9 protein-coding genes are annotated in these 10,391 nt (G+C 75.2%); 8 read left to right on the top strand and 1 reads right to left on the bottom strand.

Going from position 1 to position 10,391, the window contains the following annotated elements; all coding sequences use genetic code 11:
• From ACI782_RS25770 to ligA, 4 genes are all read left to right on the top strand, one after another.
• On the top strand, window positions 1-1,158 hold a 1,158-nt coding region (locus ACI782_RS25770), incomplete at its 5' end, for a cysteine desulfurase family protein (RefSeq protein ID WP_456912965.1).
• The gene (gene mnmA / locus ACI782_RS25765) at window positions 1,158-2,246 is read left to right on the top strand and encodes a tRNA 2-thiouridine(34) synthase MnmA (protein WP_456912964.1); all 1,089 of its coding nucleotides are present in this window, start codon (window positions 1,158-1,160) and stop codon (window positions 2,244-2,246) included. The genes ACI782_RS25770 and mnmA, both read left to right, overlap by 1 nt.
• Window positions 2,247-2,290: 44 nt before the next feature.
• The gene (locus tag ACI782_RS25760) at window positions 2,291-3,331 is read left to right on the top strand and encodes a methionine synthase (protein ID WP_456912963.1); all 1,041 of its coding nucleotides are present in this window, start codon (window positions 2,291-2,293) and stop codon (window positions 3,329-3,331) included.
• Window positions 3,332-3,448: 117 nt separating this feature from the next.
• Entirely contained in the window at window positions 3,449-5,614 is a 2,166-nt protein-coding gene (gene ligA, locus ACI782_RS25755) for an NAD-dependent DNA ligase LigA (RefSeq protein WP_456912962.1), read from the top strand.
• 91 nt (window positions 5,615-5,705) lie between these two features.
• Here the strand turns inward: ligA and ACI782_RS25750 are convergent, their stop codons facing one another.
• Window positions 5,706-6,389 (bottom strand): ACT domain-containing protein, encoded by a 684-nt coding sequence (locus ACI782_RS25750; RefSeq protein ID WP_456912961.1) that lies wholly within the window; start codon window positions 6,387-6,389, stop codon window positions 5,706-5,708.
• Window positions 6,390-6,663: 274 nt separating this feature from the next.
• Between ACI782_RS25750 and gatC the strand changes: the two genes are divergently transcribed.
• From gatC to gatB, 4 genes are all read left to right on the top strand, one after another.
• A complete protein-coding gene (gene gatC, locus ACI782_RS25745) occupies window positions 6,664-7,026 on the top strand; it encodes an Asp-tRNA(Asn)/Glu-tRNA(Gln) amidotransferase subunit GatC (protein ID WP_456912960.1) in 363 nt (120 codons plus the stop codon).
• Between the two features lie 74 nt (window positions 7,027-7,100).
• Entirely contained in the window at window positions 7,101-8,630 is a 1,530-nt protein-coding gene (gene gatA, locus ACI782_RS25740; protein ID WP_456912959.1) for an Asp-tRNA(Asn)/Glu-tRNA(Gln) amidotransferase subunit GatA, read from the top strand.
• On the top strand, window positions 8,627-8,809 hold the full coding sequence (locus ACI782_RS25735; protein WP_456912958.1) for a hypothetical protein: 183 nt from the start codon (window positions 8,627-8,629) through the stop codon (window positions 8,807-8,809). The genes gatA and ACI782_RS25735 overlap by 4 nt, the downstream gene beginning before the upstream one ends.
• Window positions 8,806-10,317, top strand: a complete 1,512-nt coding sequence (gene gatB / locus ACI782_RS25730; protein ID WP_456912957.1) for an Asp-tRNA(Asn)/Glu-tRNA(Gln) amidotransferase subunit GatB — start codon at window positions 8,806-8,808, stop codon at window positions 10,315-10,317. Before ACI782_RS25735 ends, gatB begins: the two co-directional genes overlap by 4 nt.
• The last annotated feature ends 74 nt before the right edge of the window (window positions 10,318-10,391 follow it).

Genomic DNA, 10,391 nt, shown 5'->3' with positions numbered 1-10,391 from the left:
GCCGAGGAGCGCCCACCCACCACCCCCCCGCACCCCCCCCCCCCCCCCCCCCCCCCCCCCCCCCCCCCCCCCCCCCCCGCCCCCCCCGCCGCCGAGCAGTCCCGCGAGCGGCTGGCCGAGGCCCTGGGGGCCCGGCCGTCGGAGGTGCTCTTCACCAGCGGCGGCACCGAGAGCGACAACCTCGCCGTCAAGGGCCTGTTCTGGGCCCGTCGCGACGCCGACTCCCGTCGCCGCCGGATCGTGGTGAGCCCCGCCGAGCACCACGCCGTCCTCGACAGCGTCGAGTGGCTGGCCAAACACGACGGCGCCGACGTCACCTGGCTGCCGGTCGAGCCCAGCGGCCGGGTGACCACCGAGGCGCTGGCCGCGGCGCTCGGCGACGGGACCGACGTGGCGCTGACCAGCGTCATGTGGGCGAACAACGAGATCGGCACGGTGAGCGACCTGGCCGCGCTGGCCGAGGTCGCGCACGCGGTCGGGGTGCCGATGCACACCGACGCGGTGCAGGCCGTCGGACAGGTGCCGGTCGACTTCGGGGCCAGCGGCGTCGACGCGCTGACCATGACCGGGCACAAGCTGGGCGGCCCGATGGGCGCCGGCGTGCTCCTGCTGCGCCGCGACGCCGAGTGCACCCCGCTGCTGCACGGCGGCGGCCAGGAGCGCGACGTGCGGTCGGGGACCCTCGACGTGGCCGCCATCGTCGGGCTGCAGGTGGCCACCACGCGCGCCGTCGGTACGCGCGAGGAGCGGGTCGGGCGGCTGGCCGCGCTGCGCGACCGGCTCGTGGCCGGGGTGATGGCGCAGGTGCCCGACGTGCAGCTCAACGGCGCCCCGCTGGACGACGCGGTCGCGGGCGGGCCGGGGCGGCTGCCGGGCAACGCCCACCTGTCCTTCCCCGGCGCGGAGGGCGACGCGCTGCTCATGCTGCTCGACGCCCGCGGGGTGGAGTGCTCCACCGGGTCGGCCTGCAGCGCCGGCGTCGCCCGGCCCAGCCACGTGCTGCTCGCCGTGGGCGCCGACACCGACCGGGCGCGCAGCTCGCTGAGGTTCTCGTTCGGGCACACGTCGACCGAAGCCGACGTCGACGCGGTGCTCGACGTGATCGGGCCGGTGGTGGAGCGGGCGCGGCGGGCCGGCCTGGGGCGAGGGGACCGCTAGTGCGCCTGCTCGCCGCGATGAGCGGCGGCGTGGACTCGGCGGTCGCCGCGGCCCTGGCCGTGGACGCCGGCCACGATGTCACCGGCGTCCACCTCGCGCTCTCGCCGGACCGGCAGACCCTGCGCAGCGGCGCCCGCGGCTGCTGCAGCGTCGAGGACGCGCACGACGCCCGACGGGTCGCCGACGAGCTCGGCATCCCGTTCTACGTCTGGGACCTCGCCGAGCGGTTCACCGAGGACGTCGTCGAGGACTTCGTCGCCGAGTACGCGGCCGGCCGCACCCCCAACCCGTGCCTGCGCTGCAACGAGAAGATCAAGTTCGCCGCGGTGCTCGACCGGGCGCGGGCGCTGGGCTTCGACGCCGTCGTCACCGGCCACCACGCGCGGCTGGCCGGCGGGGAGCTGCGGCGGTCGGTGGACGCCGGCAAGGACCAGTCCTACGTCCTCGCCGTCCTCACGGCGGAGCAACTGGCCGGTGCGGTCTTCCCGCTCGGGTCGATGACCAAGCAGCGGGTCCGGGAGATCGCCGCCGAGCGGGGCTTCGCCGTCGCCACGAAGGCGGACTCGCACGACATCTGCTTCATCCCGGACGGCGACACCCGTGGATTCCTCGCCCGGCGGCTGGGGGAGCAGCCCGGACCGGTCGTGGACGCGGCCACCGGCGCCACCGTGGGGCAGCACGCGGGCACGCATGGCTTCACCGTCGGCCAGCGGCGGGGGCTGGGCGTGGCCGTGGGCGACTCCCGGCCGCGGTACGTGCTGGGCATCGAGCCGGTGACCCGCACGGTCACGATCGGCACCGCCGACCTCACGGGGGTGACCGCGGTGCACACGGCGGCGCCGACGTGGACCGGCCCGGCCCCGCAGCTGCCGTTCCGCGCCGAGGTGCAGCTGCGGGCGCACGGCACGCCGGTGCCGTGCGAGGTGACGGCGGGGGAGGACGGCGGCCTGCGGTTGCGGCTGGACGGCGAGCAGCGGGGCGTCGCGCCGGGGCAGTCCGCGGTGCTGTACCTGCCCGACGCCGCGCGGGGCGACCTGGTGCTTGGCCAGGGCACCGTCGTGGCGACCGGTCGTCCGGTCCCCGCCTGAGCCGGGGGCCGTGGCCGGGCGCGCCGCGGACTACCGTCGCCGTCGTGGCCTCGCCGTTCGACCCCGTCTCGCCCAGCGAACCCACCCCCGACGATCCTCCCGCGACCCCGACCACCTGGGGACCGGCCACCGGCGTCGGCTCCCTGCCCCTCCCCGACCCGGCCGAGGCGGTGCGGGTGGTCCTCGGTGAGCTGCCGGAGTTCCCGCACCTGCCGGAGCTGCCCGGCCGCGGCGCCGGGGCCGACCTCGTCGGGCGCACCGCCGGGCTGCTGGTCGACCTCGCCGTCGAGCTGACCCCGGCGGGGTGGCGGCTGGTCCCGCGCCCGGGGGTCGACCTGCGCCGGGCGCAGGAGTACCTGGCGCGCGACCTCGACGCCCTCTACGACGTCGCGGAGAGCTACGGCGGCCCGTTCAAGGTGCAGGCCGCCGGGCCGTGGACGCTCGCCGCGGGGCTGGAGCGCACCCGCGGCGACCGGGCCGTCGTCGACCCGGGCGCGCGCCGCGACCTCGCGCAGTCGCTCACCGAGGGCCTGGCCGCCCACGTGGCCGCCGTCGCCGCCCGGGTGCCGCGGGCCCGCCTCGTGGTGCAGCTCGACGAGCCCTCGGTGCCCGCCGTGCTGCAGGGCGCGCTGCCCACCGTCAGCGGCTTCGGCAAGCTCCCCGCCGTCCCGGCGCCGGTGGTCGAGCAGGAGCTGGCCGCCGTCGTCGCTGCCCTGCCGGTGCCCGTGGTGGTGCACTGCTGCGCCGACCGCGCGCCGCTGGAGCTGTTCCGGGCCGCCGGCGCCGCGGGGGTGTCGTTCGACCTCGGGCTGGTCCAGGACCTCGACGCCATCGGCACCGCCGTCGACGCGGGCACCCACCTGCTGCCCGGCGTCGTGCCGGGCACCGACACGACCCTGCCGGCGCCGAAGGCGACCTCCTCCCGGGTGCAGGCCTGGTGGCGCGAGCTCGGCTTCCCGGCCGAGCAGCTGCACACCGCCGTCACCCTCACGCCCGCGTGCGGCCTGGCCGGCGCGACGCCCTCCTACGCGCGGGAAGTCATGACCCACGTGCGCGAGGCGGCCAGGTACCTGCTGCCCGAGTAGAGGGACCCCTCGAAGGACCCCGTCCCCTCACGCCTCGCAGGCTCGGCGTGAGCCTCCGGACGGGGCCATCCGGGGAACGAGCGGTCGGCTGTCGCAGGCGCCGGATACCGTTTCGCCGTGACCACGGAAGCCGAGCTGGACGAGTCGTCGGTCGATGCGCCCGAGGTGGCCGCTGCCACCGAGCGGGAGGACCTCACCGAGGTCCCCGACGAGGCGCGCACCCGCCACCGCGACCTCTCCGAGGAGCTCGACCGCTACGCGTTCGCGTACTACGTGCAGGACGCGCCGCTGGTCAGCGACGCCCAGTACGACGAGCTGATGACCCAGCTCAAGGGCATCGAGGCCGAGCACCCGGCCCTGGTCACCCCCGAGTCGCCGAGCCAGAAGGTCAACGGCGGGTTCGGTGCCACGTTCTCTCCCGTCCAGCACCTGGAGCGGATGCAGAGCCTGGACAACGCGTTCAGCAGCGACGAGCTGTCGGCCTGGGCCGGCCGCGTCGAGCGGGAGGTGGGCAGTGCCGCCACCTACCTGTGCGAGCTCAAGGTGGACGGCGTGGCGGTCGCGCTGGTCTACGAGGGCGGGCGGCTGGTGCGCGCGGCGACCCGCGGGGACGGCGTCACCGGGGAGGACGTCACGGCCAACGTGCGCACCATGGACGACGTCCCGCTGCAGCTGACCGGGGACACCGTCCCGCCGCTGCTCGAGGTGCGCGGGGAGATCTACTTCCCGGTCGCCGCGTTCGCCGACGTCAACGCCGGGATGGTCGAGTCCGGGAAGGCGCCGTTCGCCAACCCGCGCAACGCCGCCGCGGGCTCGCTGCGGCAGAAGGACCCGCGGGTGACCGCCTCCCGGCCGCTGCGCCTGGTCGTGCACGGTCTCGGTGCGAGCGACGGCTTCACCCCTGAGCGGCAGTCCGACGCGTACGCGCAGCTGCGCGCGCTCGGCCTCCCGGTGAGCGACCGGTTCGAGGTGGTCGACGACCTCGAGGGCGTGTGGGCCTACATCGAGCGCTACCGCGAGCAGCGGCACTCGGTGGAGCACGAGATCGACGGCGTCGTCGTCAAGGTCGACCAGGTCCCGCTGCAGCGGCGGCTCGGGTCGACCTCGCGCGCGCCCCGCTGGGCCATCGCCTTCAAGTACCCGCCGGAGGAGGCCACCACCAAGCTGCTCGACATCCGGGTCAACGTCGGCCGGACCGGACGGGTGACGCCCTTCGCGTTCATGGAGCCGGTGAAGGTCGCCGGGTCGACCGTGCAGCTGGCCACCCTGCACAACGCCAGCGAGGTGGCGCGCAAGGGTGTCCTCATCGGGGACACCGTCGTCATCCGCAAGGCCGGTGACGTCATCCCCGAGGTGCTGGGGCCGGTGGCGGCGGCACGCACCGGCGAGGAGCGCGAGTTCGTGATGCCGACGCACTGCCCGGAGTGCGGCACCGAGCTGCGGCCGGAGAAGGAGGGCGACGCCGACATCCGCTGCCCGAACGCCCGGTCGTGCCCGGCGCAGCTGCGGGAGCGCGTGTTCCACGTCGCCGGGCGGGGTGCCTTCGACATCGAGGTGCTCGGCTACGAGGCGGCGATCGCGCTGCTGGAGAGCCGGCTCCTGCAGGACGAGGGCGACGTCTTCACCCTGGACGAGGAGAAGCTGGAGAAGACGGCGTTCTTCACGAAGAAGGACGGCACGCTGTCGGCCAACGGGCGCAAGCTGCTGACCAACCTGCAGACCCGCAAGGACGTCCCGCTGTGGCGGGTGCTGGTCGCGCTGTCGATCCGGCACGTCGGCCCGACCGCGGCGCAGGCGCTGGCCCGGGACTTCCGCTCGCTGGACCGGATCGCCGAGGCCTCCGAGGAGGAGCTCGCGGCCGCGGACGGGGTGGGCCCGACGATCGCGAAGTCGGTGCGCGACTGGTTCGCCGTCGACTGGCACCGCGAGGTCGTGGAGAAGTGGCGGGCGGCCGGGGTCCGCACGGCCGACGACGGGGAGGACGCCGGCCCCGGCCCGCTGACCGGGGTCACCGTCGTCGTCACCGGCTCGCTGCGCGACTACAGCCGCGACCAGGCGATCGCGGCGATCCAGGAGCGCGGTGGCAAGGTCACCGGATCGGTCAGCAAGAAGACCGGCTTCGTCGTCGTCGGTGCCGACCCGGGGAGCAAGTACGACAAGGCGGTGCAGGTCAAGGCGCCGATCCTGGACGACGACGGCTTGCGTGTGCTGCTCGAGCAGGGGCCGGACGCCGCCCGCGGGGTCGCCGTGATCGGCGACGGCAGCGAGCCCGCCGTACCGTGACCGCCGGCCGAGCGGCGGTGTCCTCACCGATGGCCCTCCTGCAGGGGCCCGCCGCGAGCCTGCGAGTGGCGGGGGGCAGGAGGGTCCTTCTTCAGGCAGGTGGCAGGTGCGACACGCTGGCCGCGATGCCGGCGAGGTGCACCAGCCGCAGCAGTTCCGATCGCCGGTAGGCCGGTCCGCCGGACCGCCCCAGCACCACCGCCGTCGCCGGGCTGCTGAAGGGGACGGCCATCATCTCGATGGCCATCTCCTGCCAGCGCTCGGGCAGCCAGTCGTCCTCACTGGGCAGCAGTCGTGGCGCGGTCAGCGGCAGCCAGGGCAGGGGCATCCCGTCGAAGGTGGGCGCGGCGTCGGAGGCGGCGAGCACCTCGCACGGCGTCCCCTCGGCGTCGGCGTGCAGCACCGCGGCCCATCCGCTGTGGAAGACGCGGGGCAGTTCGGCGGCGAGCAGTTTCACCGCGAGGGTGGGTGGGGCGTCCGTGGCGGCGCGGGCCAGCGACTCGAGCAGTTCCAGCTCGCGGTGGGTGTCGAGCGGCCCGGCGAACGGCCGCAGCGACTCCACCTGCACGCCCTGAACCGCCTGGGCCGCGGTGATCAGGCTGTCGGGGAGCCGGTCGGCCGGCAGGTCCACCACGATGTCGTCGACGGCCACGCCGCCGCCCCGTTCCAGCACGTCGACCGACACGATGTCGATCCCGGCCGTGCCGAGCGCGGTGGCGACGGCACCGAGGATGCCGGGACGGTCGGGGACGACCAGCCGCAGGAGATAGGACACGGTTCCTCCGGGACGCGGGGTACGGGCCGATCTCCGTCGATCGCGGGCCGGTCCAGCTTCCCGCATCGCCCGGCCGGCGGTCGAGAGACCCCCGGCCGATCGCCGTCCGACGTCAGCAGACCCCCCGGCCGATCGCCGTCCCGCGCCGGGTGGCGGGTCGGCCCGCACCGGGAGACCCGACTGGCCGCCAGGCGCCCCACGTACAGTGGCGGGGTTGGATCCCGGTCCCCAAGCGGCCCGACGAGACGCCGCCGAAGTGGAGTTCCGCCAGAGCATGAGCACCCCCTCCCCGAAGGAAACCGCCGCCGCGCGGGACGCCGCCGATCCGGCGCCGGACACCGCCGGCCTCGGGCGGGACGACGTCGCCCACCTGGCGCGGCTGTCCCGGCTGGCGCTGAGCGACGAGGAGCTCGACCACTTCGCCGGTCAGCTGAGCGCGGTGCTCGACGCGGTGGCCCAGGTCGGCAAGGCCGACGTCGAGGACGTCCCGCCGATGACCCACGCGGTGCCGCTGACCAACGTCACGCGGCCCGACGTCGTGACGCCGAGCCTGCCGCGGGACGTCGTCCTCGCCGAGGCCCCGGCCGCGGAGGACGACCGCTTCCGCGTGCCGCAGATCCTCGGGGAGGAGGAGTGAGCGAGCTCGCGAGCTCACCGGAGCGACAAGGCACCGGCGGGCACGAGGCCGACGAGCGCCAGCGAGGAGGGCGAGTGACCGTGGAGGTGACGAGCCTGGACGCCGTCGAGCTGGGCCGCCGGCTGGCCGCCGGTGAGGTCAGCTCCGCCGAGCTGACCCGCGCCTACCTCGACCGGATCGCCGCCGAGGACGACGTCCTCGGCGCCTACCTGCACGTCGATGCCGAGGCCGCGCTGGCCCGCGCCGGCGAGATCGACGCCGCGCGCGCCGCGGGGCAGGGGCTCGGCCCGCTGGCCGGCCTGCCCGTGGCGCTCAAGGACGTCTTCGTGACCGAGGGTGTGCCCACGACCAGCGGCTCGAAGATCCTCGAGGGCTGGCGCCCGCCGTACGACGCCACCGTGGCGAGGCGGCTCAAGGACGCCGGCACCGTGCTGCTGGGCAAGACCAACATGGACGAGTTCGCGATGGGCTCGTCCACCGAGAACTCCGCCTACCGGCCCACCCGCAACCCGTGGGACACCGACCGCATCCCCGGCGGCTCCTCCGGCGGGTCGTCGGCGGCGGTGGCCGGCGGCCTGGCTCCGTGGGCGCTCGGCACCGACACCGGCGGCTCGATCCGCCAGCCGGCCGCGGTCACCGGGCTGGTCGGGCACAAGCCCACCTACGGCTCCGTCTCGCGCTACGGGCTGATCGCCTTCTCGTCCAGCCTCGACCAGGCCGGGCCGATGGCGCGCACCGTCCTCGACGCCGCCGTCCTGCACGAGGCGATCGGCGGGCACGACCGGTGTGACTCCACGAGCATCGACGCCCCCGTGCCGGTGCTGGTGAAGGCCGCGCAGGAGGGCGCGCAGGGCGCACTGGCCGGCCTCCGCGTCGGCGTCGTCCGGGAGCTCGGCGGCGACGGGCACGCCGACGGCTACGAGGCCGGCGTGCTCGAGCGGGTCCGGGAGGCCGTCGACCTGCTGGCGGGCATGGGCGCCGAGGTCCGTGAGGTCTCCTGCCCGTCGTTCGACCTGGCGCTGCCGGCGTACTACCTGATCGCGCCGAGCGAGGCGTCGTCCAACCTGGCCCGCTTCGACGGCATGCGCTTCGGGCTGCGGGCCGCCGACGACGGCCGCCGCTCCCTCGAGGAGGTCATGTCGCTGACCCGCGACGAGGGCTTCGGCCCGGAGGTCAAGCGCCGGATCATCCTGGGCACCTACGCGCTCTCGGCCGGCTACTACGACGCCTACTACGGGCAGGCGCAGAAGGTCCGGACGCTGATCACGCGCGACTTCACCGCGGCCTTCGACGACGTCGACGTCCTGGTCAGCCCCACCAGCCCGACGGTCGCGTGGCCGATCGGCGCCCGGGTCGACGACCCGCTGGCGATGTACGCCGCCGACCTGTGCACCCTGCCGGCCAGCCTCGCCGGGCTGCCGGCGATCTCGGTGCCGTGCGGGTTGTCCGACGGGCTGCCGGTGGGCTTCCAGGTGATGGCACCCGCGCTGGCCGACGACCGGTGCTACCGGGTCGCCGCCGCGGTCGAGGCCGCCCTGGACTCCGCCCGCGGGCACCGGCTGCTCGACGAGCTGGGCCGGCGGACGACGGGGGCGCGCGCGTGAACGGACCGCTCAAGGCCGCCTGGGCCCTCACCGCGTTCGTCGTCGTCGTGGGCCTGGTCGGCTGGATCGCGACCGGCGAGGTGTTCTTCGCCGTCTTCATCGTCCTGGGCCTGCTGACCGCCCTCGGCGCGTGGCTGACCGGCCGCAGCACCGGCCCGAAGGAGGGCAACCGGAAGTGACCACCCAGACCGGTGAGCGCCTGGTCGACTACGACGAGGTCCTCACCCGCTACGAGCCGGTCATCGGCCTGGAGACCCACGTCGAGCTGGGCACCGCGTCGAAGATGTTCTGCGGCTGCGCGACCACCTTCGGCGCCGAGCCCAACACCCAGACGTGCCCCGTCTGCCTCGGCCTGCCCGGCTCGCTGCCGGTGGCCAACGCGGCGGCCATCGAGGCGACCATCCGCATCGGGCTGGCCCTGGGTTGCCGGATCGCCGGCTGGTGCCGCTTCGCCCGGAAGAACTACTTCTACCCGGACATCCCGAAGGGCTTCCAGACCAGCCAGTACGACGAGCCGCTGTGCACCGCCGGGCACCTCGACGTCGAGGTGGACGGCGAGATCCACCGCGTGGAGATCGAGCGGGTGCACCTCGAGGAGGACACCGGCAAGAACCTGCACGTGGGCGGCGCCACCGGGCGCATCCACGGGGCGGACTACTCGCTGGTCGACTTCAACCGGGCCGGCATCCCGCTGGTCGAGATCGTCACCCGGCCCATCCCGGGCGCGGGCGCCAAGGCCCCCGAGGTGGCCCGGGCCTACGTCACCGAGCTGCGCGACATCATCCAGACGCTCGGCGCCTCCGACGTCCGCATGGAGCAGGGCAGCCTGCGCTGCGACGTGAACACCTCGCTGGCGCCGATCGGCAGCCTCGAGTGGGGGACCCGCACCGAGACCAAGAACGTCAACTCGCTGCGGTCGGTGGAGCGCGCGGTCCGCTACGAGATGCGCCGCCAGGCCGCCGTCCTCGACGACGGCCGGCGGGTGCTGCAGGAGACCCGGCACTTCCACGAGGACACCAGCAGCACCTCGCCGGGGCGGAGCAAGGAGGAGGCCACCGACTACCGGTACTTCCCCGAGCCCGACCTCGTGCCGGTAGCGCCGGACGCCGAGTGGGTGGAGAAGCTCGCCGCCGAGCTGCCGGAGCTCCCCGCCGCGCGCCGCAAGCGGCTGCAGGAGGAGTGGGGCCTGTCGGCGACCGAGATGGCCTGGATCGCCAACGCCGGCGCGGTCGACCTGGTCGACGCCACCGTCGCCGCCGGTGCCACGCCGGCCGACGCCCGCAAGTGGTGGCTGGGTGAGCTGGCCCGCCGCGCCAACGACGCCGGCGTCGAGCTGGCCGAGCTCGCGGTCACCCCGCGGCAGGTCGCCGAGCTCACCGCGCTGGTCGCCGCCGGCACCGTGAACGACCAGCTGGCCCGCCAGGCGCTGGACGGCGTGCTGGCCGGGGAGGGCGACCCGGAGCAGGTCGTCGAGGCCCGCGGCCTGGCGGTGATGGGGGAGTCCGACGAGCTGGTGGCCGCGGTCGACGCCGCGATCGCCGGGGCGCCGGACGTCGTCGCCAAGGTGCAGGGCGGCAAGGTGCAGGCGCTCGGCGCGCTGGTGGGCGCGGTCATGAAGGCCACCCGCGGCAAGGCCGACGCCGCGACGGTGAAGCGCATGCTCGAGGAGCGGCTGCTCGCCGACTGAGGGAGCTGCCCGACGCTGGGAAGTCCCCGGTGGGGGACAGCACGTGGTGACGCTGCGGTCCGGCGGACCGCAGC

It is taken from the genome of Geodermatophilus sp. SYSU D00703 (assembly GCF_054050155.1).
Note: the sequence above shows the minus strand (reverse complement) of the source record. Positions and strands in the feature narration are given on the sequence as shown.